Raw genomic sequence first — 24,705 nt, 5'->3', positions numbered from 1 at the left:
TCGAGGGGCGGGGAGAGCACACGACCTCGGGCACCCACGTCCACGGTTGCAGCTCGCGCCGCGTCTCGCCGTCCCCACGTCTGTGCAGGTCGCCACAGCACCGGCTCAAACGTCACGGTGGTCACGTCCCGCCCCTCCCCGGTGAGGCCCGCGGCACGTTCGTCTCAACAAGGCCGGTGGCGCGGCCGATGGTCGTGCACGACGGATCGGACGGCGGGGGACGGAGACCACGATGCGGACCAGGCTGCGCCGGCGAGCGGGGGTCGTCCTCGGCGTCACCCTGCTGCTGACCGGCGGCGGTGTCGCCGTCGCGTCCTGGACCGCCACCGGGACCGGCCAGGGCTCCGCGCGGGCCGCGAGCGTCACGGGCCTCGTCGTGGGCGCCCGCAGCCCCGTCGGTGCGCTGTACCCGCTGCCCGCGGGCACGACGCCGGCGACGGGCTACGGCTCGGGCACCGTCGGATCGGTCGCCACCACGGTGACCAACCCCAACCCGTTCCCGGTGACGATCACCTCGGCCACCCTCGGCTCGGTGACGACGAACCCGCTGATCGGCCGCACCTGCGCCGCCGGCAACGTGCTGCCCACCACGACCGCGCCGATCCCGCTCACCCCACCCGTGACCCTGGCGGCGGACTCCGCACCCACCCCGCTGACCGTCCCGGGCGCCCTCTACATGATCGCGACGGCCGAGGACGGCTGTCAGAGCGCTGGCTTCAGCGTGCCCGTCACGGTCACCGGCGCCTCCGCCTGACCTCCGCCCGGCCCGTCGTGCGCGACCGCCTGCTCGCCCTCCCCGTGCTGCTCGCGCTCGCGGTCGGCCCGCTGGTTCCGCCCCCTGAGGCCTCCGCGGCCTGGGCCGTCGCCGGCGGGGCGGTGCTCTCCGGCCAGGCCGCGAGCATGCCGGCCGGGAGCACCACGGCGCCGTCGGTGACCGCCGCGGGCGTCTACCCGGCGGTGCGCACCTTCACGGTCACCTGGCCCACGGCACGGCCGTACGGCGGCCGGCCGGCGACCGGGTACGTGCTGAAACGCACCGCCACCCTCAGCAACGCGCCCATGGACACCGGCAGCTGCACGGGCGCGGTGTCCGACGGCGTCTCCGGCGTCTACGTCCCGGCCGACCCCGGCGCGGCCACCCAGACCTGCGCCGACAGCACGACGCTGAACCTGGGCAGCGTGCGGTACACCGTCGCGCCGGTCTGGGGGCGGTGGGTCGGCACCCCCTCGACGCCCTCGACCGCAGTGCTCTGACCCGCGTCCGCCCGCTGACGCGGGTCGCCGCGACCTCGCCCCGCGCCGCCTGGCCCTGGGCCCGGGCGGTCCCCGCCTCCGCCGCCGCGCGCCGCAGCTCGGCCGGCACCACGTCGCGCAGCGCGATCCCTCGACGGCCACGCCGACGGCCTCGGCGCGCGCCGTTCCCGGAGCGCCGCGGGGTCAGCCGGTCCGGGCCTCGACCACGGCCATCATCCCGGCGTCCTCGTGGTCGTTGATGTGGCAGTGGAAGACGGTGCGGCCGTCGAAGTCCTCGAAGGGGATGCGCACCGTCGTCTCCCCGCCCGCCGACACCCGGACGACGTCCTGGTAGACGACGCCCTCGACCGGCCTGCCGTCGATGGCGACGACCTGCATCGGCCACACGTGCAGGTGCATCGGGTGGTCCATCCCGGTGTGGTTGACGTAGGTCCACTCCTCGACCGTCCCCAGCCGGGTGACCACGTCGGTGCGGGCGTGGTCGAAGGGCCGGCCGTCGATGGTCATGACCATCCCGCCCGAGCCGTGCCCGTCGCCGTGGTCCTCGTGCCCACCGCCGGCCCGGTCGAGGCCGAGGACCATGGTTCGGCGGGCGGCGGGCTGGACCTCGCGCAGGTCCGGCAGCTGCGGGTACGCCGGCACCGGCGGCAGGGCGGGGACGGGGCTGCCGCCCACCCGCAGCGTCGCGAGCGCACCCGGCGCCCCGGAGGGGCCGTCACCGCCCCGCGTGCGCGGGTTCGCCAGCCCCTGCAGCTCGCCGGTCCGCTCGCCCACGGTCACCAGGACGTCGACCCGGCCGCTGTTGAGGACCTCGACCTCGTCCACCCGACGGGGCTCGGCGAGCCGGCCGATGTCGGTGGCCAGCAGGTCCACCTTGTGCCCGTCGAGCCGCAGCCTGAGGAACCGGGACGTGCAGGTGTTGATGATCCGCCACCGCTCCCGCTCCCCCGGGCGAGCCTCGAGCGTGGGCGTCAGCTGTCCGTTCACCAGGACCAGCTCACCCTCGCGGCCCTCCATCCGCTGCCACTCGGAGACCTGTACCGGGTGGCCGTCGTCGTCCAGCGTGGTGTCGGAGACGACCAGGACGCGGTCCCGGGTGACCGGGACCTCCGGACCGGCGTCCTCCACCACGATGCCGCCGTAGAGGCCCCTCCAGATCTGGTCGGCCGTCAGGTGGTGCTCGTGCGGGTGGTACCAGAACGGGCCGGGCGGGTGGTCGTCGGGCAGCTGGATGTCGTAGTGGAAGGACTCCCCCGGCTGCACGTGCACGTCCAGGGTGTTGTCCGCGTTGCCCCTCGGGGAGACGTGCAGCCCGTGCGTGTGCAGGTTGGTCGGGTCGGAGAGCCGGTTGACCAGCTCGACATGCAGCCGGTCACCGGGACGCAGCCGCAGCGTGGGCCCGGGCACGGTGCCGTTGTAGGTGAGCACGTGCGCCGGCCGGCCGGCGAGGGTCACGGACGTCTCGGCGACCTCGAGCCGGACCCGCAGCAGGCCGTTCGCGCTGCGCAGCGTCTCGGGCTCGGAGAGCGACTCGGCGGCGAGGGCCAGCCCGGCGGACGGACCCCACCCCGGAGCGCCGATCGCGAGGCCGAGCAGACCCAGCCCGCCCAGCTGCAGTGCCCGGCGACGGTTGAGCCCGGAGACAAGGCGCCTGCGCTCGATGTCGTCCGGAGGCGGGACCGGGGCCGGGGTCCGCTCCGGACCGGTCAGGCGTGGGTCGGGAGCTGTCATGACCGCGTCCTTCCTGCTCTCGGCAGAGAGCCGCACCGGTACGGGACCGGCGTCGATGTGCCCGTGGGGCGGGAGGGGAACGCGGAACGGCGCGGAGTCATCGCCGACGGGTTGGCGGAAGGCCCGCTGTGTGCTCAGCGGGGGTCAGCGGCCCGGACTCGCGAGTGCGGGGTCGGGCGCCGTCCGCGTGACGTGCGGCGGCAACCCAACCACGGTGCGTGCCCGTCCACCACGCAACGTCCACTTGCGGACACGCTGCGACATGCCCGCGGGCGGACCGTCCCCCGGGCGACCGACCTGCCCGTTCCTGGCGCGCCGCCCCGCGGCAGGTCGGGCGCGGTCGCTCCGGGATCAGGCCGCCGACGCCGACTGCTGGTCGGCGGCGACCAGGTGGCACCCGCTGGTCCCCACGGGCGTGACGGGGAAGCCCAGCTCGGTCAGGACGTCGGCGATCGCGGCGTTCATGGTGCGCTCGACCGCGGCCTCCACCGCGGCGCCCCGGACGCGCTCCAGGCTCATCCGGTCGTGCTGGCGCCAGGTGACCAGGATGCCGCGGCGGGCGGGGTCGGGGACCAGGCACACACCGCCGGCCGGGCTGTCACCGGCGGCGTCGTGCAGGGTGAGCCCGGCCTCGACGAGCGCCGCGCTCACCTCCACGAGGAGGGTGGTCAGCGCGTCGGCGTCCGACAGCAGCTCGTCCCAGTCGTCGGCCAGCCGGTCCAGCTGACCGCCGAGCTCGGCGAGCCAGGCCCGCTCCAGCGGCGACTGCCGCCGGACCAGCACGCCGTCGGCCCGGCGGGAGCCGTAGACCAGTTGCGCCGAGGTCGGCAGGTCGCCGGTGGCCGCAGCCCAGTCCGCTTCGATCCGGTCGGGGAACGGGCCGGCCAGGACCACCGCGCCCGACCCGTCGACGGGCTCGTCGACGAGCCACCACGCCGACGTGCCCCGCCCGGCCGGGTGGGTCTCGGCCCCGCGGTCGGGCCGCTCCTGCTCCACCGAGGGCGCCGGAGCGTCGGTGCACACCGGCGACGGCTGCGCCCCCCGCGCACGCTCGCGTTCGTACCGGGCCGTCGAGCTCCTGCCCAGCGCGACGACCAGACCGACCAGGGCGACGAAGCCCAGCACGGTCATCGCGGGCGACACGATCACGACTTCACCTCTCCGCACCGGGATCCGACCGCCAGCAGGGCGGCGGACCGCGTGGTCATCGACTCCGACCCGAGCCCGCGCTCACCAGGCACGCCAGGCCCCCTGTGGACCGGCGCCCCAGAGGGCCGCCCGACGCGTCCAGTGCTGCACGCGCGCCCGGGGACCGGCCGGCTGCCGACCGCCCGCCGGGCGGTGCGGCCCCTCCACGGGCTCGAGCGCGAACAGGTCGAGCAGCAGGGCCAGCCCGTCGTCCGCCGGGATCTGCTGGACGTCGGTCGGCGTGCGGGTGGGGGTGACGGTCGGCGCGCTCACGCAGGTTCTCCTCAGGCGGTCCCGTCGCGGCTGGGGAAGTGCCGCGGACAGCCGGAAAACTAGGGCTCGACCAGGCGCGATCCGCCTTCTCCGCCGCCACGCGGACGACCCCGTCACCGCATCGTTGCGGAGGCCTTCGCGGGCGGCCGGTGACCCGTTCCTGCGGACGCCGCCTTGTCGACAAGGTCCCCGGATCCCAGCGTGGAACGGGTACCGGCACTGCTCGGTCACGCGGGACGGCGCGCTCGACGCGCGTGTCGCAGGGGGATGTCGAGGTGGGCCCCGTGGGGATCGAACCCACAACCCGCGGATTAAAAGTCCGCTGCTCTGCCAGTTGAGCTAGAGGCCCGGTGGGTGCAGAGAACCCTCCAGGCAACCCACGAGACAACGCGTGAGACTCCTGGCGGCCCCGCGGCCCGGTGTGAGGCTACCGCCGGGAGCTGCACCCACCGGTCGGGCACTGGTCCGTCGGGCACGGCCAGGCCGCCGTCAGGACGACCGGCCCGCGACGCGCCCGTCGACGAGGCCCGCCGCCACAGAGGTCCGTAGGTGTCCTCGAAGGCAGCACCGAGGTCACGCAGACGCCCGCGACCTTCCTCTGCGACCCGGGCGTCACCGCCGGCACGAGACGGGACCACGCCGCCGACATCTCGCAGGGGACGCCCTCGACAGGCCGATCCGCTCCGGTACCGGACGTGGTTCGTGGAGGTGGGTGCAGGAGTCGGTTCCAGGCTCAGTGCTCGGCGCTCGACCGGAGCGGTGCCCCGCCGAGCTCCCGCAGCGCCGAGACCGCCAGCACGCGGGTGGTCGGGTACATCTCGATGTCTGCGTCATCGGTGAGACCGTCGGCCACGGTGAGCCAGCCGGGCGGACCGAAGCGCACGATCCGCACTGGCATCTCCACCTGGGACGCCGGGTCCTCGGGGTCTCGGAGTACGACCCGACCTTGGTACAGGTGCCGGTCGTTGACGGTCGTGATGTCCATGCGGGCAGCCTCCTCCCTACGGCCCTGCGGTAGCCGGTGCCCTCCGGGGACCTGGCCGGTGCCGGCGTCGGCGAGCGCCCAGGTGATGGTGACCTGGTCGCGGCTGGCCGGGCTCCAGCCGGCGACGGTGAGCCGGCCGGCGACGGCCTCGATCTCGGTGAGCGGGCGGTCCGGCAGCACACCGGTCGGCTGCGGCTCTCGCCCCAACGCGCTGTGCCACGGCCGCAGCCCGGTCGAGGTCACCGTGACCAGCAACACCACGTCCTGGTTGCTCGGGGTCAGCGACGCCGCAGCCCAGCCCTGCCATCGGCCGCGATCCGGCGAGGGGCGGCCTCGGGCTGCACCTGGTCGCCCGGCTGTGCCACGCGCACGGCTGGACGACCGACGGGCACTGCAGGACCGTCTGGGCTCGCATCGACCACACCCGCACCGAGATCCGGTCGACCGCGCGACAGGGGAGGCCCCCGCCTCGAGGCCACCGCGGACGGGACCGCTGACCCCGCCAGCCTCAGCTGCCCACCGGTGCTCGGCGCGGCGCGGCCGGTAGGGACTCGACGCCTGGGCGGCCCGCGGTGCGCACCTCCGGTGCCGGCGGGCGCGCCCCCCCTGGGGCGGCCCCGCCGCCCGTGGGTTTGGAGCGGCGGGGCCTGACCACCGCAGCCCCCAGGGATGCTGCGGTGGCTGTCTCGAGCGTCCGGGGCGCCTGGTCCCCGAGCGGCCCTGCGCGGGCAGCGCACCTGTGACGGTCGGCCGCCCGGAGCTACCGGAGGGGGAACTCGCCGGTGTGCACGAGGTGGTCGGCGATGTCGCGCACCTTCCGATTGGCGTGCATCGACGCCTGGGCCAGCAGCTGGAAGGCCTGGTCGGGAGTGATCTTGTAGCGCTCGATGAGCACGCCGTTGGCCTGGTCGATCACCGCCCGGGACTCCAGCGCGATCCGCAGGTTGTCGGCCATGTCGCGGGCGCTCTGGTAGGCGTGCAGGTTGCCGGCCGCGACCGCGGCGTACGGGCCGAACCGGGTGGCGGCCGCGCGGCTGTCCTCGTCGAACGCGTCCGCGTCCCGGGCGTAGACGTTCAGCGCCCCGCTGACCTGTTGGTCCTCGTCGACGCGCAGCGGGACCGACAGAGAGCTCAGGCAGCCGCGCTCGACCGCCCGGGAGAAGTAGTCCCGCCAGCGGCTGTCGGTGCGGGCGTCGGCGACCTCGACCACCTCGCCGGTGCGGGCGGCGTGCAGGCAGGGACCGTGGTCGCGTTCGTACTGGCGCTCGTCGAGGTCGACGGCCAGCTGACCGGTGCTCGCCATCAGGGTGGGGTCGTTCCCGACCAGCAACGTCACCGACACCTCGGGGTTGCCGGGCATCACGGTCTTGCTCAGGTCGGCCACCGTCTGCAGCAGGCTGTCCATCGACAGCTCACGCAGGGACAACCGACCCAGGCGCTCCAACACCTCGGCGGCGTTCGCGGGCTGCGGGTTCTCGTCGCCGGCCACAGCACGGCCTCCAGGCTGCTCTGCACCGGGGGCGGGAGACCTCGGCTGCGCGACCCCGATCTGGAGCCCGCGCTCGCGCACTACGCCGCTGCTGGACGCACGATCGACGCCGGCCCGTCCCGACGCCTGACCGCACGCTACGCGCGCGAAGCACTGTGAGGCATCCCCTCCCGCGTCCGTTGCGGTGGAGTGCCCGCCGCGACGACCAGCGGACCACGAGCACCGGCCGCCGGTTGCCCGGCCGGGGGGTCCTGGCCTCCGTTGCCTGCGGGTCGCAACCTCCGGCCGACTGCTCATCAGCAGGCGCCATGCCCCGGTCGACGGCGTCTCCAGCCGTCACCCGTGCGTGTGCGCCGGGGGGATCTCGGGTGTCACTTCCGTCCTGGGGCGCGGCGGGCCCGCGTCACGGTGGACCCCTGCCCTCCCAGGTCCGGATCGGCCTCGTCGGCTGCCGCATGGACCTGACCGGCATCCCGACCGCGTCCCGAGAAGCGGCAGGTGGACCGTTCGCCGTCGTCGTGAAAGCGCAGGTGGAGGGGCTCCCCTGCAGGCACCAGAGGCCCGGTGGGTGCAGGAGACCCTCCAGACGACCTACGAGACAACGCGGAAGACATCTGGGGGCCGCTGCGGCCCGCAGCGAGAACCGTCCGTTCCTCACGCAGGTCGGCGCCGGAAGCCGCCCTGCGCGTGTGGGTGACCTCGCCGATCGTGCGGTCTCACCGCCCGGCGGGTCGACGCAGCGCCTCAACCCGGCGGCATCGGCGGTGCGTCATCCGGTGCCACGACGGCCCCGATCGAGCGGAACAGGCGGTCAGCAGCGTTGGCGTAGTCGCCCTCGGCGTCGAAAGCACCGGGCAGGTACGTCACGGCCACCGCGATGGCGATCTCCTGGGAGGGCAGGTACGCCGCTGTCCCGCTGATCCCGGCCAGCAGCGGGTTCTGCAGGATCCACGACCCGGAACGGACGACGCCCAGGCCGTAGTTGTACCCCTGCACCTGCGTGAAGCACGAGGGCGAACAACTGGGGTCCGTGTACCCGAAGCCCAGCAGGTTCGGGTCGGTCATGGCGTGGTAGCTGGAGTCCGACAGGAGGGCGCCGGTGCCGACCTGCACCGCGGTCGTGGCCATGTCGCTGATGGTCGTCGTCTGGTTCGCGCCGATCGGCGTGCCCCACTGCGTGTTCCAGAACGTCGACTCCTCGTAGAAGGCGGTCGTCGGCGCGATGCCGAGCGCTCCCCGGCGCTCGGAGCTGAAGGTGTGGAGGACCGGGTCGGGGACGCGGGAGGTCACCGACGCCAGGGTCTCGGTCAGGCCCATGGGGCCGAGCACCTCCTCGCGCAGCAGCTGGTCCAACGGCTTCCCGCCGATCTCGGCGAGGATCTCGCCGAGGATCATGAAGTTGGTGTGCGCGTAGCTCCAGTTCGTCCCCGGGGGGAACGCGACCGGGCGGGTGAACGCGTACGCGAGCCGCTCCTCGAAGGTCCAGATGTGGAACGGGTCCGCAGCCCAAGCGGCCTCCCAGGCCGGATCGGTCTCGTAGTCGGGATAGCCCGAGGTCTGGTTCGCCAGCATCCTCAGGGTGACCTCGTCGGCCTCGGGTAGGTCCGGCATCCAGCGGTCGATGGTGTCGTCGAGCGTGACCTCGTGCTCGTCGACGAACTGCATGAGGAGGGTGCTCAGGTAGGTGAAGGCGACGGCGCCGTTGCGGAAGTGCATGTCGGTGGTGGCCGGCACGCCGTCCATCGACGTACCGAACGCCTGCCTTGTCACCACCTCGCCGCCTTGCGTGACCTCGATGATCACCGCGCGGAGGTGACCGTCGGCCATCGCGCTCCGCACGGTGTCAGCGATCGCTGACGCCGTCTGCTCCTGCGGGGTGTCAGCGGGGGTCGTGGTCGCACCGGACGGCACTGCAGTCACCCCGAGCGTGAGCACCGCCAGGACGGCTCCGGCCACGAGGACTCGCTGAGCAGTTCGGCTTCCGCTCCTGGTGCGTTGCATGGTCATGAGACGCATCCGTTCGGGCTCGATGCCACTCGGCCTGGTGGCCGACCTCGGAGTGGGCAGGCCGGCGGAGCCTGCCAGCCGACGCCTTCGTGCTGGCGATCCCGACGACCGGAGCCGCCGACACGCGCAAGGTCGTCACTCGGTGTGCGACGCGGGTGCTCCGAGCATCACCGGAGTGGGCACGGAGGCCAGCGACGGCACCGGCGGATGGAGCGACAGCCGGACGAGCAGGACAGGAATCCTCGCCCACGAGGGATCGCGGACTCCCGCCAGATGCCGCACAGCCCCGTTCCCACGAGGAACTGCGGTGTCACGCCGAGGAGGAGCGTCCCGTACACGCACGTCGGACTGTCTGCCGGACCAGCCGAGACGCAGCTCGACAGGTTGCCCGCACTCACCAGAGGCCCGGTACCAGCCGTGGAAGGGTCGGGCGACCGGCCGTTCAGATGACGTCGAGGACGAGCAGGAGCAGCACGGTCAGCAGCGCGGAGACGGCCAGCGAGCCCAGGCAGCCGAGCCGGCTGGAGAAGAGGAAGAACACGGACGCCGGGTGCCCTGCCGGGCCGGCTCCGAACCGCGATGTGACGTTGCGTGGTGGAGGCCACGGACATGTCACCTGGTCAGGTGATCGATGGCGAGCCTCACGTCACCTACCGTCACTCCTGCCCGGTGGACGACCCCGGGCCCCAGGCTCCGGCCCGGCCGTCGCGTTCCCCCCGTGGCGGTCGGGCCGGACTGCTTCCCGCCTCAGCACACCCGGCCGAGCAGGTCCCACAGCAGCGCCTGCTGGGAGGGGTCGACCGAGAGGGGCACCGGCACCGGCTCGGCGTCCCCCACCCGGATCCACAGCGGGAAGACGAACGGCTGCTTGGTGTCGGCCAGCACGTGCGGCTCGCAGGACGCCGCGGTGAACGAGACCCCCGCCGTCGCCCGCTCCTCCCCCGGCCGCAGCTCCAGCGGCAGCCCGTCCACGACGAGGTCCAGGACGACGCTGCGCCGGGCGTCGACCACCGTGACCGCGCGGTCGTCGTCCCCGGTCCGGGTGAGGACGAGGGTCCCGGTGACCGAGTCGCCCGCCGCGGCCAGGTCGGTCAGCCCGGTGCCGGCGACGGCGAGCACCTCGGCGACCGCGCACGCCTCGCGGTGGACGACGTCCAGGTCGTCACCGGCCAGCGGCACCCGCAGCTCCTCGACCGTGCCGTCCGGTCGGGCCACGGTCAGCCGCGCCGCCAGGGGTTCGGGCTGCGCGGCGCAGTCCGGCGCGCCGTGGGCGGTGCGCAGGTCGACCGTCCGGCCGGGTCGGAAGGCGGCGGTCAGCGCGGTCGGCGGCAGCGGCGCGAACCCCGGCGAGTCGATCGCCACCGCCGTCACCGTGAACGGCCGGTCGCCGGTGTCGGTGACCCGCACGTGCACCTGCCCGGGGACGGGCACGTCGGTGCGGTGGCGCACCACCTCGGCCTCGATCCCGGGCACCGGCGGCAGCGCCGGCGCCGCCGAGGTGGCCGACGGGGCCGCACCGCCGGCGCCGTTCCCCGCGGAGCAGGCGGCGCACAGCAGCGCGAGAGCCAGCACCGTCCGCCGCACGCCTCGCAGGGTAGGGACGGCGGCGCCGCCCGGGGGCCTACCGGTCGCGCCCGGGCAGCCGGGCCATGACGCGGCCGGCCTGCATGCGGATCTCGAGCTTGTCCTGCGGGTTGGCCGCCGGGCCCCGCCGCGGCTGGCCGTCGTCCAGGTCGAACGCCGAGCCGTGCCACGGGCAGACCAGGCAGTCGGTGCCGCGCACCTGCTCCACCGAGCCCTCGTGCAGCGGGCCCGAGAGGTGCGAGCAGGCACCGATGAAGGCGTCGACCTTCGTCCCCCGGCGGACGACGGCCAGCGGGACGTCGACGCTGCCGCCCTTGCCGGTCCGCAGCGCCGGCCGGCCCTCGGGCAGGTCGTCCAGCGGGCCGAGGTCGATCCAGTCCGAGCTGAGCGCGCGGGCCGCCGTCACGGCGTGGGAGGCGCCGGAGGACTGGGCGTAGGACATGTGCCCGCCGATCGCCGCCGATCCGCTCGCGACGCCCAGGCCTGCGTACGACAGCACCCGGCCCAGCCCGCCGCGGCCCCGGGCGCGGGCGACGAGCGAGCCGACGTAGAGGCCGAGCGCGACGGTGTTGCCCGCCGCGTGCAACAGGCCCAGCCGCCGGACCCCGATGCCCTGCTCGGACCAGTCGGCTGCGCCGGACAACGCCGCGGGGACGGAGACGGCGACGCCCGTGCCGATGAGGACGGTGGCGGCCGGCCGCATCCGGGGGATCGCGTCGAGCAGCGCGGCCGACGTCCAGCTGCCGACGGGCACCTGCACCAGGATCGGGTGCAGCGGGTGCCCCAGCCACGTGCCGTGCAGCAGGTCCCGGAGGGCCTGCGGCCGGAGGGCGGCCTGCACGGCGCGCTGGGCCGGCCCGATCGCCTTGTCGAAGGTCGCCTTGTCTGCGACCCGGTCGAGGATCCCCAAGAGGCTCATGACGGCCTCCTACCCCCGTCGACCGGCGGCGATGCCGACTTCGATTCGCTGTGACGAGGGGGGATCCGACAGTGATGGCCACGCCGGCCACCCCGTCCGCGGTGATCGACTGCACAGGGGTTGCGTCGGTTCCCAGGGGAATAACCACTGGTGTCCAGCCGATCCCCAGGTGGAACGTGCAGGAAGACCTGGTGGCCAGCAGAGGAGGCGTCGTGACCTGCCCGTCGCTGTTGACCCGCCGTCCGGCGGTGGGCGACGCCGTGGGCAGCCTCGTGGCCCGGGTCCGCGCGGAGGACACGCTCGGCCAGTTCGCGCGCTTCGTCCTCGTCGGCGTCTCGACGACGCTCGTGTACGCCGCCTTCTTCGCCACCCTGGAGGGTCTGGGCTACCTGCCCGCGCACGTCGTGGCCACCGCGGCCTCGACCCTGCTCGCCAACGAGATGCACCGCCGGCTCACCTTCCACGCCGGTGAGCGGGTGCACTGGCTCACCGCCCAGCTCGAGGCCGGCGGGGTGTCGGTCATCGGTCTGCTGCTCTCCAGCGCCTCACTCGGCGTCCTGAACTCGACCGTCCCCGACGCGAGCGTCGTCACCCAGGTCGCGCTCGTCGTCACGGTGACCGGCCTGGTCGGCCTCATGCGCTTCATCGCGCTGCGCTGGCTGTTCCGCCCGCGGACGGTCACGACCGCCTGACGGCCCTCGCGCCCCCGTGTTTGGGCGACGGCTCGACCGAGCACACGACCACGCACGTGGTTGAACGTGCAATCAGACTGGGAGACCCTTTCGTGCCGAACATCGCTGTCGTCTACTACTCCTCCACCGGGAACACCCACCAGCTCGCCGCCGCCGTGGCCGAGGGTGCCCGTGAGGCCGGCGCCGAGGTGCGCCTGCGCCGGGTCCCCGAGCTCGCGCCGGAGGAGGCCATCGACTCCAACCCGCTGTGGCGTGCTCACGTCGACGCCACCGCCGGCGAGGTCGAGGAGGCCACCCCGGCGGACATGGAGTGGGCCGACGGGTACGCCCTCGGGACGCCGACCCGCTTCGGCACCCCGGCCGCCCAGATGAAGCAGTTCATCGACACCCTCGGCGGGCTGTGGTTCACCGGCAAGCTGGCCGACAAGGGCGCGACCGCCTTCACCAGCGCCCAGAACGTGCACGGCGGCAACGAGTCGACGATCCTCACGATGTTCAACGTCTTCTCGCACTTCGGCGCGGTGATCGTGCCGCCGGGTTACACCGACCCGCTGCTGTTCGAGGCCGGTGGCAACCCGTACGGCGTCTCCAACGCCTCCGGCGGCAAGTCCGCCACCGCCAGCGAGGCCGAGCTGGCCGCCGCCCGCTACCAGGGCCGTCGGCTGGCCGAGGTGACCGCCAAGCTCGTCGCGTGACGGTCGGGTGACACCGGCGCCGCACCGGCCCACCGGGGCGGCGCCGGCTCCGCCCGCGGCTAGGTTGGCGCGAGTGACCGAGCCGACCACCACCGCGCGATCGGGCCGGCGCGCGGTCGCCCGCGAGGTGGGTCGCTGGGCGGTCCGGCTGGCCGTCGTCCTGGCCGGCGCCTGGCTCGGCATCCTGCTGCTCGGCCGCGTGTCCGCGCCGATCGGCCCGTTCGACACCACGGTGGCGTTCCGTCCGTTCGGCGGCGGCGCTGCCCTGGACATCCCCCCGCTGGGCGCGCTGCAGGTCGACGCCTACGACGGGCCGCTGCGGCTGGAGATCCAGCTCAGCCGGGTCGACGAGGTCCGGGCGACGGCACTGGCCGCCGACCCGGTCAAGCTCGACGGCGCCGTCGACCAGGTGAGCGCCGACCTGCGGGACGCCGTCGAGCGGGTGGCGTGGCTGACCGCACTGGCCGCCGTCGGTGGGGCGACGGCGACGTCCCTGCTGGTGCTGCGCCGCCGCCGGGAACCACTGATCGCCCTGGGCCTGTCCACCGCGCTGGTCGCCACGACCGGCGGCATCGCCGCGGCCACCTGGCGCCCCGCGGCGCTCTCCCAGCCGACGTACACCGGGCTGCTGGTCAACGCCAACAGCCTCATCGGCAGCGCGCAGGACATCGTGGCCCGGTTCGACGCCTACCGCGCCTCGCTCGAGGACCTGGTCTCCAACGTGAGCACCCTGTACTCGACGCTGTCCACGCTGCCCCCGCCGAGCGGCGCCGACGACAGCGTGGCCCTGCTGCACGTCTCCGACATCCACCTCAACCCCGCCGGCTTCGACCTCGTGCGGCAGGTGGTCACCCAGTTCGACGTCGACGGCGTCCTCGACACCGGGGACCTCACCGACTGGGGCAGCCAGCCGGAGAACACCCTGGTGAGCCGGGTCGGCACGCTCGGCGTCCCGTACGCCTTCACCCGCGGCAACCACGACTCCACCGTCACCGTCCAGCTGGTCGCCGCACAGCCGAACGCGACCGTGCTCGACGACTCGGCCGTGACGGTGGCCGGGATCGAGGTCGTCGGGACGCCGGACCCGCGCTTCACCCCCGACCCGGACGCCGACGACGGCCTGGAGTCGCTCGAGGGGACCGGCGAGGGCCTCGCCGCGTTCGCCCGGACGCTGCCCGAGCCCCCGGCGATCGCGATGGTGCACGACCCCGAGCAGGCGCCGCCGCTGGACGGCGTCGTCCCGCTGGTGCTGGCCGGGCACACCCACGAGCGGCAGGTCACCCGGCTCGACGGGGGCACGCTGCTCATGGTGCAGGGCTCGACCGGCGGAGCCGGGCTGCGCGCCCTGCAGGGCGAGTTCCCCGAGCCGCTGACCTGCACGGTGCTCTACCTCGACCCGGGGACCGGTGCGCTCACCGCCTACGACGAGATCACCCTCGGCGGCCTCGGGCAGACCGAGGTGACCATCGAGCGCACGGTCGTCGGCCCGACGGACACCGCCGGTGGGAGCGGCCTCGGCGGGGACGGCGTCGGCGGGGAGGGCGCCGTCCCGGGTCCGACGCCGACGGGGCCCGCTCCGGCGACGCCCCCCGCGCCGGCCTCCCCGACGGGGTGACCGCACCCACCTACCCTCGGAGCATGTCCACGACGACGTCGCGTGCCTCCCGGCTGGCTGCCGGGGTCCTCGCCGGGAGCCTCACCCTGCTGCCGCTGACCGCCTGCTCGTTCAGCTCGGACAACCTCTCCTGCAGCGGCAGCGAGTGCTCGGTGACGCTGTCAGGCAACGGTGCAGAGGTCGAGGTCCTCGGGACGTCGCTCGCCCTCGGCGGGGTGCAGGACGGGCGGGCCTCCCTCAGCGTGGGCAACGCAAGCGTCTCGTGCGCCCAGGGCGAGACCGTGAACGCCGGGCCGCTGACCCTGACCTGCACCACCGTCCAGTCCGACTCCGTGGAGCTGACCGCCTCCCTGGGCTGATGGAGGACCCCGTCCTCGCCACCCCCGCTCGCTCGGGGCGGTGCCCTGGACGGGGCCGGCGGCGGGCCCCGCAGGGGCCGTCCTCAGCCGGGGTGGGCCACCTCGATGACGACGCGGGTGGGGCCCTCGAGGGCGTAGACCCGGAAGGGTGCCTCGCCCGTCGTCCCGACGAAGGCCACCGAGGTGCCCTCGAAGGTGGCATCCCAGGCGACCTCGGTGACGGTCTGCGTGCCGTTGCCGGGCAGCGGGTCGGGGCCGGCCCACTCCTCGACGCCGGTGTCGAACGGGTAACCGGCGCCGGTGATCGTCACCTGCAGGACGGCGTCGCCCGCGACCTCGACCGGTGCCCCGGTGCCCTGCGAGTACGCCTCGTCGACGTACCGGACGTCCCAGCCCGGCGTGCCGGTGCCGTCCGTCTCGAGGACGACGCGGTCGTAGCCGTCCTGGCGGCCGGTCCGGACGTCCGAGACGGTCACCAGGGCGTCGGCCGAGGCCTCTCCGGTCGCCGGCTGCGTGTCGCCCTCGAACGGCGGCGCGTCGGTGCCCGAGGTCGCCGCCGCGGAGCTCGGCGACGCGGAGCTCGGCGCGGCGGAGCTCGGCGCGGCGGACCCCGGAGCCGTCGACGAGACCTCCTCCGCGCCGGCGGACGGCGGGGTGACCGGGTCGCCGCTCCCGCAGGCGGCGAGCAGCGCGGCGGTGAGCAGGAGGGACGGGCAACGGGCGGCGCGGCGGATCACCCGCTGAGGGTGACAGCCCGGAGCCGCTGCGATCGCGAGCACGCCGGCCGTGTCGCGCACCCCGGACGACGCGCTCGGGACCGACGCGGCAGCAGCCGGACGGTCTCCCAGCTCCCGGCGACCGGAGCGGGACGGACCGTGGCGAGGGACACCGGCCCCCCGTACCGGGTGCCCTCCGCCGACCATGTAGAGTTCTCGCTGCCCCCGGCGAACACGAGCCCCCATCGTCTAGCGGTCCAGGACGCCGCCCTTTCAAGGCGGTAGCACGGGTTCGAACCCCGTTGGGGGCACGGCACCACAGCAAGGCCCTGTAGCGCAGTTGGTTAGCGCGCCGCCCTGTCACGGCGGAGGTCGCGGGTTCGAGTCCCGTCAGGGTCGCTCTCCGGTGGAGACACCGGGAGGGGCAGGTAGCTCAGTCGGTACGAGCGCTCGCCTGAAAAGCGAGAGGTCGGCGGTTCGACCCCGCCCCTGCCCACACCAAGCCCCTGACCAGCGCAAACAGAACTGGTCAAGCGTTCAACCATCGATGCACCGGCGTCGGCGACCTCGTAACTTCCGCCCGATGCCGACCCGCTGGGAGCACCTCCGCCGCGACTACGCCACCTGCCTGCGCGCCGAGGGCAAGAGCCCGAACACCGTCCGCCTCTACCTGGGCGCGGTCGACAAGCTGCACGCCTGGTGCCTGGCCCACGACGGCCCCGACGACCCGACCGAGATCTCCCGCATCGCCCTGTCGACGTTCATGGCCGGCCTCACCGACACCTGGAGACCGGCCACCTGCTCGCTGACGTTTCGGGCGCTGCAACAGTTCTCCGGCTGGCTGGTGCGCGAGGAGGCGATGACCCGGTCCCCGATGGCGAGGATGCGCGCGCCCCACGTCCCCGAGCAGCCGACGCCCGTGCTGACCGACGAGGAGCTGCGACGGCTGCTGGGGACCGGTGCCCTGATCGGACCGGACGTGGTGGACGGCCTGCGGCCCGTTGTGCGTCTGCGCTTCTGACTTGCGCTGTCTTCACCTGCACTGCGATCGTCACGCGCCAGGTTGGCGAAGCGTTGCGGCGCCAGGCTCCCGGCGGGGACGTCGCGTCGGGTCAGGATGTTGCGCACCGCGCTGAACGAGCGGTCGGTGAGCTCCGCCAGTTCGCGCAGCGACCGGCCGGCGGCGTACTGCTTGACGATGAACGTCTCGACGCGCCCCTGCACCCTGGGCTCTGGTCGCGACACGGCGGTGCCGGCGAACTCTGGCAATGGCCGCAGCTCTGGCCGCGGGGGATCCCCTACCGGACAGGGCTCAGCGGTCAGTCATGATAACCGTCATCATCATGCCGCCGATGGGCGTCAGCGGGGCTCGGGTGCCTCCCCACGGTTCCACGACTCGGGACGACGCAACCCCGCCGGAAACAAGGTGTCCTTGTCACCAAACGCAACGTCAACCTGCTCCTGAATCAGGTAAATAGCCACGGTCAGGTCCGCCCCGGCGAGGTCGGCCTCGGTCAGGTTCGCCCTGTCGAGGTGCGCTGCGGTCAGGTTCGCCTCGACGAGGGTGGCCTTGGTCAGGTTCGCCTGCATGAGGCCGGCCTCGGTTAGGTTCGCCTGAATGAGGCTGGCCTCGGTCAGGTTCGCCCTGTCGAGGTGGGCTCCGGTCAGGTCCGCCTCGTCGAGGGTGGTCTCGGTCAGGTTGGCCTTGAGAAGGTTGGCCTTGGTCAGGTTCGCCTTGTCGAGGCGGGCCTCAGTCAGGTCCGCCCCGACGAGGCGAGCCCCGGTCAGGTCCGCCCGAAAGAGGCGAGCCCCGGTCAGGTCCGCCCGAAAGAGGCTGGCTGCGGTCAGGTTCGCCCCGTCGAGGGTGGCCTTGGTCAGATTTGACCCGTTAAGGGTGGCCTTGGTTAGGTCCGCCCCGGTGAGGCTGACTGCGGTCAGGTTCGCCGTGTCGAGGGTGGCCTCGGTCAGGTTGGCCTTGAGAAGGTTGGCCTTGGTCAGGTTCGCCCCGGTGAGGTTGGCTCTTCTCAGCCAGGCCTCGGACAGATCCACCCGGCCAAGGGCCAGTTCGGACCGCATCAGGAGGCGACCTAGCACAGTGACGGTGGCTTGGACGTCGACCGGGGGTCGGCCGAGTTTATTGACGTACTCGAACGCTTTTCGGTGCTCCTCCTCGGCTGGCTCAGGCTGAGCGTCTTTTGGAAGCGAGGCTTTGTACTGGTAGAGCGGAGCGCTGTGCACCCGGACGAAGGCGCTCAGGACCTCAATGATGGTGGCCTGGTCTCGTGCTTGTTCGGAGTCGGAGGCGAGCTGTTCGAGGGCGTAGATTCCGCCTAGGCGGACATCCAGCTTGTCGTTGCCGAGCTGCTCGATGGCCTTGGTGTAGCGGTCGGTGAGGTGGCCCCGTTCGGTTAGCTCGAAGGTCTCCTTCTGGCTCCGCTCGGCCAGCCGGAGATTTGCCTCGCTGACCCCGAGGGTTTTAGCGGTGAGCTTCACGTTCCGGCTGTTCATCCAGAACGTGCCTAGTGCGCCGATGCCGACGAGGCCCGCCAGCAAGGCCGTGCGGGTGTCGGTGATCGCCTTGATACGAACCGCCTCATCGGAGGTTGCCGCATAGAGCAACGGCGGGACCAACCACCAGATCAGGATGAACACCAGCACGGCGCCCACGATGATCGAGATTCGGACCCAGGGCGGGCGGCTCTCCCACCAGGACTGCTCCAGCTTGCCGTCGCTCACCTGGCCGGTTGTACGGCATCCGGGCGGTCAGCCCAAGCGACGGGCGGACATGGATCAGGCGAAGCGAGTAGGCATTATCATGCGGCAGGAGAGTGCGTTCAGCGGCGGCGTCCGGGGCCCGTCTAGCGCTCCCATCGCTTCGGAGGACGGAGGCCTACCGGAAGCTGCGTGAATTCATCCCCGTAAGCGTTATCGACCTGCTCTTGCGTCAGGTGCTTGGCCCCGGTCAGGTCCGCTCTGTAGAGGCCCGCCCTGGTGAGGTTCACGCCGTCGAGGTCGGCCCCGGTCAGGTCCACGCCGTCGAGGTCGGCCTCGGTCAGATCAGCAGGCCCCCAGAACATTGCGCCCAGCTCGCCGAGACGAGCGTTGGTCAGGTTTGCCCCCGTCAGGTTGGCCAGATGCAGGCGTGCCCCCTGCCGTATGACCTTGGGCAGGTTCGCCTTGTGGAGGCGGGCGAGGGTCAGGTCCACGCCGTAGAGGTGGGCCCCAGTCAGGTCCGCCTGGGCGAGGAAGGCCCTCGTCAGCTTGGCCTGGAGGAGGTTTGCCCCACTCAGGTTGGCCCCGTCGAGAAAGGCCCCGGTCAGGTCCGCCTCGCCGAGCCTGGCCCCGCTCAGGTTTGCCTTCACCAGGTTCACCCTCGTCAGGTTCGTCCTGGTCAGGTCGGCCCGCTGCACCCCAGAGCGGACTGGAAGACGTCCGAGGACCGTAACGGCGGCCTGAACGTCAACCGGGGGCTCAAGCTCGTCCTGTTGTACATCGTCTTTCAGGCGCTGCTTGGCTTGCTCGGACGAAGCAGGCTCCAACCGAGACGCCGACTTCTGCTCCAGGGCACGGCTATGCACCCGGACGAAGGCGCTCAGGACCTCAACGATGGTGGCCTGGTCCCGGTCCCGACGAGAGTCGTGCGCAATCTGCTCCAGGGCGTAGATGCCGCCTAGGCGGACATCGAGGTTGTCGTTCCCGAGCTGCTCGATGGCCTTGGTGTAGCGGTCGGTGAGATGCCCCCGCTCGGTCAGTTCGAAGGTGCGAGCGGTGATCCGGTAGACCCGGCTGTTCAGCCAGAAGGTTCCTAGGGCGCCCAGCCCGACGAACCCCGCCAGAAGCGCTGCCCTCGTGGTGGTGACGGCGTTGAGCCGAACGTTCCCGGCATCGGGTCCACTGCCGGCGGTCCGGTACAGCGCCGGCACACCTTGCCACCACAGCCACACGAACCCGCCGGGCAGCATCGCGGCGCCAGTGATGCTCAGCACCCCTCGGATAGGTGGGCGCCGACGCGGCCACCGACGATGCTCGTCTGCCACGGCGACGGTTGTACGGCCTGCCCCAGTCGCCGCCCACCTTGGCGAACCTCACGCTGCCGCAGTGAAAGCCAGAAGGCGGGGGTGAGACGCCGCCGTCCGGGCAGCCTCTCCTCTCCCCGAAAGCACGGGCGGGTAATGCCGTAAGTGCGGTCGGTGCTTCGTCCTAAGTTAGCCCGCCGGGCGGGCGAGCACGGCTCAAGGGGCTCCACCCCGCGCCAGTCCCCTCCCACCAGCCTCCCTGTGCCTCCTTCGAGTCACGGTCGGGCGTGTCACCCCGCCCCATGGGCGCCTTCTGTCACGGTCGACTGATGACCTTGGGGGAAGCGCAGGACGACGAGAAGGATTTCAACCAGGACGACCAGCGCGAGCGGGCGATGGTCAGCCGCCTCAACCTGGAGCAGCGTCCTGGTCGTGGGCGGCAGGATGAGGACGCGCACCTCGATGTGGACTATGACGGGCGCCCCGTGCGGCTGCTTTTCGAGCTCAAGTCAGCGGCTGTGGAGAGCGACTTCGGCACCGGTCGCGACACCGGTATGTCACAGCTTCAGCGCTGGTCGAAGATGCACTTCGTCTTCGGATGGTTCCGTCCCCGCGACAACATGCCCCGACGGCTCTGGTACGGCTCGCCGGCCATGATGCGGGAGTGGAATCAGCAGGAGCAGGAGTACCTGGTGCCTGACCTGGAGCTCACCATGCTTCTGCCTGATCTCGCCGACGAGAAGATCCTCGGCCGCGTGCTCGGTCACAAGGACGTCTACACATACGACGACATCAGCGCCCTGGTGAAGGACCACTGGAAGACCAAGAAGGCGCTGGGCCTCCCCAACCGATACCTGGAGAACGCCGACGTCCTTCGCGCCCGCAGGACCGCGGACTGCCTTTACAGCCCCGCGATCGCCATGCAGGCGATCCGCGACCGCGCTCAGTACCTGCTGGCCCGTGGCAGTACCGTCAACAACCGCAAGATCAGCAAAAACTACGTCATGACCTACTGCCAGGAGATCACAGGCCCCCGTTGGGCGATCAACCTGGATCAGGCCGTGCTGGCGGCGCTGGAAGCCCAACCCCCGGAAGACTGATGAGGCGCGCGGGGCGGCGCGACCGCCGACCATCCGAGGAATGTCCCCGGCGGCACCTAACATCGCCCCGTGTCGAGCAGCGAGCCGGTGGCCTGGGATGACGAACCGACCGACCTCGCCACCGAGCCTCTGGTGGCCAGCCGGATCCCCTCGACGCACCCGCTGCACCAGCCATGGCAGCTGACCGCGACGGAGCGGGAGCGGTACCGGCTCATGGCACAGCGCAGCCGCGAGCAGTCTCGTCGAGCAGCGGCTGGGGAGCTTGACCGGCTGCACGAGGTCAACGTCCCCGCCCTCGACACTCGCGATCTGATGCCTCGCGAGGAGCCGAACGGCCTACGGGCGCTGAGCCTGTACTCGGGCGGCGGCGGGCTGGACGTGTCGTTCGAGCGTGCTGGCTTCGAGCACGTGGCCAGCTACGAGATCCTCGAGCACGCCGCCGAGACGCTGGCACGGAACCGGCCGGAGTGGGAGGTGCACGGCGGCGCTGACGGTGACGTGCACGGCGTGAAGTGGAAGGACTGGCGCGGCAAGGTCGACGTCCTGCACGGAGGGCCGCCGTGCCAGCCATTCAGCAACGCCGGTCGGCAGCAGGGTCACCTGGACCCGCGGGACTGCTGGCCGGCGACGGTCAAGGCGATCCGGGCGATCCAGCCAATCGCCTTCGTCGCCGAGAACGTGCCGGCGCTGGCCAGCGCCAAGTTCACCGACTACGTGCGGGACGTGATCGTGGAGCCGCTGGAGCGGTCCCGCCCGCGCTACTACATGCACCGGGTCCTGCTCGAGGCCAAGGACTTCGGTGTGCCGCAGGTCCGCAAGCGCGTCGCCTTCGTCGGCTTCCGCTCGAAGAAGGCCTACGACGCCTTCCGCAAGCCTGCCCCCACGCACGCCTGGAACGATCCCGACAGCGACCTGCCGCGCACCATGGGCGTGCGCGAGGCGCTCGGCCTGGCGCAGATGGAGGAGCACCCCGACCGGCTGGCACCGACCATCCGCAGCGGGCTGACCGGCCCGCGGTTCACGACGAGCATCTGCAACTCGACCAGCGCCGCTAAGTCCTGGGCGGCCCTGGGTCTGTGGCCCAATGGCGTCGCCGTGACTCGTGAGGCGGCCAGCGCGTTCCCGACCGACACCGGGGCCTTCCGGCTCAGCGTGGCCGACGTGGCGCTGATCCAGGGCTTCCCGCCTACCTGGACCTGGCCGAGCGCCGTTTACCAGGCCGTCGGTCAGATCGGCAACGCCGTCCCGCCGCCGCTAGGCTGGGCCGTCGCCATGGCCGTCACCGCGGCGCTGTCTGCTTCCTGACCGACCGTGCGAAACGGGACCATGGTCCCGTGGCACCCAAGCCTCGTCCGGCGTCCTGGGCATCTTCGGAGGCCGCACGGCGCACGATGGTTGCCAATCGGGGGCGGGACACTGCGCCAGAGCTGGCAGTCCGCCGCCTGGTCCATGCCCGGGGGTTGCGGTACTTCGTTGGCCGGCCCCCGCTCAAGGGCCTACGACGCACCGCTGATCTGTTGTTCCCGCGACGGCGGCTCGCGGTTTTTATCGACGGATGCTTCTGGCACCGCTGCCCCGAGCACTTCCAGATGCCGGCTGCCAACCGCGACTACTGGGAGCCCAAGATCGCCCGCAACGTTGAGCGCGACCGGGAGACCGACCGACGCCTGGCCGAGGCTGGCTGGCGCGTGCTGCGCTGCTGGGAGCACGAGGACCCCGAGGGCGTCGCCGACCTCATCGAGCGGGCAGTGCGCGAGGTGGCACAGCCATAGGAGTGAGGGCCGGGCCGAGGTCGCCGTGATGCTATGAGTGCCGGTGCGTTGTCACCGTCGCGAGCACCCTGGCCCTAGCTCTTTGGGCGGGCGGGAGGCGATGGCCTCTTCGGCCACGACTCGGACGTGCGACCTGTCGTCGCCGACCCATGATCGACCCCGCTGGCGGTCAGGGAGCAGACAAGCCCCGCTCGTCCATCGTGACGGCGGTGGTGACCCTCCCTACACTCGTGTTGCTGCAGCCCTGCGGACGCGCAGGTCGGCGCATCGGCGTTCGGGTCCGTGTCACTCAAAGCACGGATTCGGGAGCAAGGGGGAGGCGGATGACAGGGCTCGCCGCACTTCGGTTCCGCCCTCAATCGGGAATTTGTCGTCCTGATTGCGATCATGAATATCTGGACGAGTGAGCCATGACGTCGACTCGGGCCAGTGATGGTACGGGCCGCGGCCCATTGGAGTCGCTGCCCCTTCCGGACTTCTTACGACTCCTTCCCCCGGAACCACCACGCCGAAGTCCGGCAAGTCTTAGGGCCCGAGCGAGGGGCGCCGCATGGATGGCCTCAGGGGCCGCCGCAGTCATCATCGGCGTGGTCCTGGTGATCGGAAATGTCGCGTTCGGCATTTCGTCGACCGTGGCTGCGTGGTCGCTCCTGGGGCTAACGGTTCTCGGATTAGGCAGTGTTGTGGTCGGTGTATACATGTTCGCCACCGCCAATGTGTCGGACGTCGAGCATGCGGCTCAGTCGAGCGCAGCGACGGCGGGCAGCGATGGAGCTGGTGCCGAAGCCAACCGAGCCCTCATGGCTCGCTATCACACGATGGCGCATACGCAAGCGTCATCATCTTTCCGGGACTCGCGCATAGCGATGGCATGCGGCTTGGGTCTTCTCGTGATCGCAGGCATCTACGCCGTGCTAAGCGTCGAGCCCACCCAGACGCAGATCATCATCGCTGCGCTGGCGGCCCTGGGGAGCGCCTTCTCGGCCTACTTGAGCGCCACGTTCATCAAGACCCATAACCGCGCGGTCGCCCAGGTGTACTACTTCTTTGGTCAGCCACTGGTCGAGGGGTACCTATTACGGGCCGAGGAAATCGCGGCGAGGCTCATGAGCGACACCGAGAACGCTCCCCTCGCGAAGGTGGTTGACGCCTATCTGGGACAAGCTTCCGCCGCATCGGCGCTGGGCCCTTGGGCCGCAGGCGCGGAGGTAGGGGGGCAATCTTGGAGGTGGCATAGGCGTGCGACACCAACAGTGGATGGCGGGAGCACCGGGGAGGGGACTGGTTGATCATGTCTGACCGAGTGGGGAGCTCCCCGGAGGGAGTTAGCACGGCTAGGGATACCGCTGTAGTAGGTCTCGACGGCGGCGGCAAAGACCCGAATTTCGTGATCGATAATCGTGTCGCGATCGATCCGGAGATCCTGGCGTGGGCAAAACAACTTGGTGCGCCGCGAGGCTGGTCGAATGAGAAAGTGTTCAGAAATGGACTTCAAGCTCTAGACATGTTCCTTGCGGCAAAGGATTTAAAGATGCAGGTCGGAGTGTACAAGGATGGCGTCTATAGCAGGTTTGAAATCGATTTCGGGGGCGGGTCATGACAGAGGACCCCTCGGCCGCCGGTGGCCGGGCTGAGATGCCGTCCGAGTTTTTGGCGCTATCGCGCCTGATCAAGGGGGCGACGTTTGGCCCCCCAGTCAAGATGACTCACGTTAGGATCGGTCCGCCGATTCGGTCCCGAAAAGACCTTGAGGAGATGTCCAAATCAACGTCCTTGCCTGCGCAATCGACCACAACTGTCAGCCAGGAGCTCAAATCGGAGCAGGCCAGTGGGACCGCGTGGCGGGCGATCAAGTCGGAGCAGGGCTTCTCAGGGACCCCCGCTGGGCAGGCGCACTACAACGCGTTGACCACCCTCGTACTCGACACGTCGGGGCGGGTCGTCGGTCAGGACATCTACGACGCCGACGGCGACAAGATCGGCAAGGTCAGCGAGGTCTACCTCGACGACGAGACCGGCCGCCCGGAGTGGGCCACCGTGCACACCGGCCTGTTCGGCACCAAGGAGACGTTCGTGCCGCTGGCGCAGGCCGAGCTCTCCGGCGAGGGGCTGCGGTTGCCGTTGGGCAGGGCGCAGGTTAAGGACGCGCCGAAGGTCGACACCGACGGGCACCTGTCGCCGCAGGAGGAGCAGGAGCTCTACCGCTACTACGGCCTCGGCTCGGGCACGACGACCGACACCACCACGCAGACCACCACGGGCACCGCCGGCCTGGCGGGCACCGCGGGTGTGGCGGGCACCGCCGGCCAC

24 protein-coding genes, 4 tRNA genes and 1 pseudogene are annotated in these 24,705 nt (G+C 71.7%); 16 read left to right on the top strand and 13 right to left on the bottom strand.

Translation table 11 applies throughout. The features are described 5' to 3' along the window. The first annotated feature begins 232 nt into the window (after positions 1-232). Positions 233-754 (top strand): hypothetical protein, encoded by a 522-nt coding sequence (locus BMW27_RS22425; protein ID WP_091448629.1) that lies wholly within the window; start codon positions 233-235, stop codon positions 752-754. A 17-nt stretch (positions 755-771) separates the two neighbouring features. Beyond that, positions 772-1,254, top strand: coding sequence for a hypothetical protein (locus BMW27_RS22420; RefSeq protein WP_091448627.1), 483 nt, complete (start codon positions 772-774; stop codon positions 1,252-1,254). A 183-nt stretch (positions 1,255-1,437) separates the two neighbouring features. Here BMW27_RS22420 and BMW27_RS22415 read toward each other — a convergent pair whose 3' ends face one another. The 9 genes from BMW27_RS22415 to BMW27_RS22375 form a co-directional block, all read right to left on the bottom strand. Then, the gene (locus tag BMW27_RS22415) at positions 1,438-2,985 is read right to left on the bottom strand and encodes a multicopper oxidase family protein (protein WP_091448625.1); all 1,548 of its coding nucleotides are present in this window, start codon (positions 2,983-2,985) and stop codon (positions 1,438-1,440) included. 351 nt (positions 2,986-3,336) lie between these two features. Continuing rightward, positions 3,337-4,134, bottom strand: coding sequence for a hypothetical protein (locus tag BMW27_RS22410; RefSeq protein ID WP_091448624.1), 798 nt, complete (start codon positions 4,132-4,134; stop codon positions 3,337-3,339). 81 nt (positions 4,135-4,215) lie between these two features. After that, a complete protein-coding gene (locus BMW27_RS22405) occupies positions 4,216-4,446 on the bottom strand; it encodes a hypothetical protein (RefSeq protein WP_091448622.1) in 231 nt (76 codons plus the stop codon). A 276-nt stretch (positions 4,447-4,722) separates the two neighbouring features. After that, positions 4,723-4,795: transfer RNA gene (locus BMW27_RS22400), tRNA-Lys, on the bottom strand. Positions 4,796-5,179: 384 nt separating this feature from the next. Next, positions 5,180-5,692, bottom strand: coding sequence for a hypothetical protein (locus BMW27_RS22395; protein WP_091448619.1), 513 nt, complete (start codon positions 5,690-5,692; stop codon positions 5,180-5,182). A gap of 499 nt (positions 5,693-6,191) precedes the next feature. Continuing rightward, positions 6,192-6,920 (bottom strand): GAF and ANTAR domain-containing protein, encoded by a 729-nt coding sequence (locus tag BMW27_RS22390; RefSeq protein ID WP_091448617.1) that lies wholly within the window; start codon positions 6,918-6,920, stop codon positions 6,192-6,194. 744 nt (positions 6,921-7,664) lie between these two features. Beyond that, positions 7,665-8,921: a serine hydrolase domain-containing protein gene (locus tag BMW27_RS22385; protein WP_281244784.1), complete on the bottom strand. Its 1,257-nt coding sequence runs from the start codon at positions 8,919-8,921 to the stop codon at positions 7,665-7,667. Between the two features lie 753 nt (positions 8,922-9,674). Further along, positions 9,675-10,511, bottom strand: coding sequence for a hypothetical protein (locus BMW27_RS22380; RefSeq protein WP_091448611.1), 837 nt, complete (start codon positions 10,509-10,511; stop codon positions 9,675-9,677). A 37-nt stretch (positions 10,512-10,548) separates the two neighbouring features. Further along, a complete protein-coding gene (locus tag BMW27_RS22375; RefSeq protein WP_091448608.1) occupies positions 10,549-11,430 on the bottom strand; it encodes a Rieske (2Fe-2S) protein in 882 nt (293 codons plus the stop codon). Positions 11,431-11,642: 212 nt separating this feature from the next. On the opposite strand from BMW27_RS22375, the gene BMW27_RS22370 reads away from it, so the two are divergent. The 4 genes from BMW27_RS22370 (at position 11,643) to BMW27_RS22355 (ending at position 14,791) form a co-directional block, all read left to right on the top strand. Further along, entirely contained in the window at positions 11,643-12,122 is a 480-nt protein-coding gene (locus BMW27_RS22370) for a GtrA family protein (protein WP_091448606.1), read from the top strand. A gap of 92 nt (positions 12,123-12,214) precedes the next feature. Beyond that, positions 12,215-12,817: an NAD(P)H:quinone oxidoreductase gene (gene wrbA, locus BMW27_RS22365; RefSeq protein ID WP_217638245.1), complete on the top strand. Its 603-nt coding sequence runs from the start codon at positions 12,215-12,217 to the stop codon at positions 12,815-12,817. A 73-nt stretch (positions 12,818-12,890) separates the two neighbouring features. Next, positions 12,891-14,432 carry a metallophosphoesterase gene (locus BMW27_RS22360; RefSeq protein ID WP_091448604.1) on the top strand — a complete coding sequence of 514 codons (1,542 nt, stop codon included), beginning with the start codon at positions 12,891-12,893 and terminating at the stop codon, positions 14,430-14,432. 23 nt (positions 14,433-14,455) lie between these two features. Next, positions 14,456-14,791, top strand: coding sequence for a hypothetical protein (locus BMW27_RS22355; RefSeq protein ID WP_091448602.1), 336 nt, complete (start codon positions 14,456-14,458; stop codon positions 14,789-14,791). An 83-nt stretch (positions 14,792-14,874) separates the two neighbouring features. On the opposite strand, the gene BMW27_RS22350 is transcribed toward BMW27_RS22355, so the two are convergent. Beyond that, positions 14,875-15,528 (bottom strand): AMIN-like domain-containing (lipo)protein, encoded by a 654-nt coding sequence (locus BMW27_RS22350; RefSeq protein WP_091448601.1) that lies wholly within the window; start codon positions 15,526-15,528, stop codon positions 14,875-14,877. A gap of 217 nt (positions 15,529-15,745) precedes the next feature. Here BMW27_RS22350 and BMW27_RS22345 point away from each other — a divergent pair. From BMW27_RS22345 to BMW27_RS22330, 4 genes are all read left to right on the top strand, one after another. After that, positions 15,746-15,818 (top strand) — tRNA-Glu (locus BMW27_RS22345). 14 nt (positions 15,819-15,832) lie between these two features. After that, a tRNA-Asp gene (locus tag BMW27_RS22340) sits at positions 15,833-15,906 on the top strand. 23 nt (positions 15,907-15,929) lie between these two features. Next, positions 15,930-16,003, top strand: a tRNA-Phe gene (locus tag BMW27_RS22335). An 87-nt stretch (positions 16,004-16,090) separates the two neighbouring features. Beyond that, the gene (locus tag BMW27_RS22330) at positions 16,091-16,528 is read left to right on the top strand and encodes a site-specific integrase (protein WP_175486629.1); all 438 of its coding nucleotides are present in this window, start codon (positions 16,091-16,093) and stop codon (positions 16,526-16,528) included. Between the two features lie 89 nt (positions 16,529-16,617). Here BMW27_RS22330 and BMW27_RS24660 read toward each other — a convergent pair. The 3 genes and pseudogenes from BMW27_RS24660 to BMW27_RS22315 all read right to left on the bottom strand — a co-directional run. Next, positions 16,618-16,731, bottom strand: a pseudogene (locus BMW27_RS24660) (helix-turn-helix domain-containing protein); the annotation flags it as partial. A 135-nt stretch (positions 16,732-16,866) separates the two neighbouring features. Beyond that, a complete protein-coding gene (locus BMW27_RS22320) occupies positions 16,867-18,243 on the bottom strand; it encodes a pentapeptide repeat-containing protein (protein WP_091448596.1) in 1,377 nt (458 codons plus the stop codon). A gap of 122 nt (positions 18,244-18,365) precedes the next feature. Then, entirely contained in the window at positions 18,366-19,493 is a 1,128-nt protein-coding gene (locus BMW27_RS22315) for a pentapeptide repeat-containing protein (protein ID WP_217638244.1), read from the bottom strand. 359 nt (positions 19,494-19,852) lie between these two features. Here BMW27_RS22315 and BMW27_RS22310 point away from each other — a divergent pair, with 359 nt between their 5' ends. From BMW27_RS22310 to BMW27_RS22290, 6 genes are all read left to right on the top strand, one after another. Beyond that, entirely contained in the window at positions 19,853-20,623 is a 771-nt protein-coding gene (locus tag BMW27_RS22310; RefSeq protein WP_091448595.1) for a hypothetical protein, read from the top strand. Between the two features lie 69 nt (positions 20,624-20,692). Then, positions 20,693-21,928: a DNA cytosine methyltransferase gene (locus BMW27_RS22305; RefSeq protein ID WP_217638243.1), complete on the top strand. Its 1,236-nt coding sequence runs from the start codon at positions 20,693-20,695 to the stop codon at positions 21,926-21,928. A gap of 29 nt (positions 21,929-21,957) precedes the next feature. Continuing rightward, positions 21,958-22,395, top strand: a complete 438-nt coding sequence (locus tag BMW27_RS22300) for a very short patch repair endonuclease (protein WP_281244783.1) — start codon at positions 21,958-21,960, stop codon at positions 22,393-22,395. 587 nt (positions 22,396-22,982) lie between these two features. Next, a complete protein-coding gene (locus BMW27_RS22295) occupies positions 22,983-23,684 on the top strand; it encodes a TRADD-N-associated membrane domain-containing protein (protein ID WP_139206969.1) in 702 nt (233 codons plus the stop codon). Positions 23,685-23,686: 2 nt separating this feature from the next. Continuing rightward, positions 23,687-23,995 carry a hypothetical protein gene (locus tag BMW27_RS23075; protein WP_139206968.1) on the top strand — a complete coding sequence of 103 codons (309 nt, stop codon included), beginning with the start codon at positions 23,687-23,689 and terminating at the stop codon, positions 23,993-23,995. Between the two features lie 305 nt (positions 23,996-24,300). Next, positions 24,301-24,705 (top strand): PRC-barrel domain-containing protein (locus tag BMW27_RS22290; protein ID WP_139206967.1); only part of this gene is annotated, 405 nt, incomplete at its 3' end.

Source organism: Geodermatophilus poikilotrophus (assembly GCF_900111455.1).
Lineage (GTDB): Bacteria > Actinomycetota > Actinomycetes > Mycobacteriales > Geodermatophilaceae > Geodermatophilus > Geodermatophilus poikilotrophus.
Note: the sequence above shows the minus strand (reverse complement) of the source record. Positions and strands in the feature narration are given on the sequence as shown.

Bases quoted from the DNA above. Each gene is read 5' to 3' on its own strand.
- BMW27_RS22425 (WP_091448629.1), top strand. From the start codon at position 233: ATGCGGACCAGGCTGCGCCGGCGAGCGGGGGTCGTCCTCGGCGTCACC.
- BMW27_RS22415 (WP_091448625.1), bottom strand. From the start codon at position 2,985: ATGACAGCTCCCGACCCACGCCTGACCGGTCCGGAGCGGACCCCGGCC.
- BMW27_RS22385 (WP_281244784.1), bottom strand. From the start codon at position 8,921: ATGCAACGCACCAGGAGCGGAAGCCGAACTGCTCAGCGAGTCCTCGTG.
- BMW27_RS22375 (WP_091448608.1), bottom strand. From the start codon at position 11,430: ATGAGCCTCTTGGGGATCCTCGACCGGGTCGCAGACAAGGCGACCTTC.
- BMW27_RS22355 (WP_091448602.1), top strand. From the start codon at position 14,456: ATGTCCACGACGACGTCGCGTGCCTCCCGGCTGGCTGCCGGGGTCCTC.
- BMW27_RS22330 (WP_175486629.1), top strand. From the start codon at position 16,091: ATGCCGACCCGCTGGGAGCACCTCCGCCGCGACTACGCCACCTGCCTG.
- BMW27_RS22310 (WP_091448595.1), top strand. From the start codon at position 19,853: ATGACCTTGGGGGAAGCGCAGGACGACGAGAAGGATTTCAACCAGGAC.
- BMW27_RS23075 (WP_139206968.1), top strand. From the start codon at position 23,687: ATGTCTGACCGAGTGGGGAGCTCCCCGGAGGGAGTTAGCACGGCTAGG.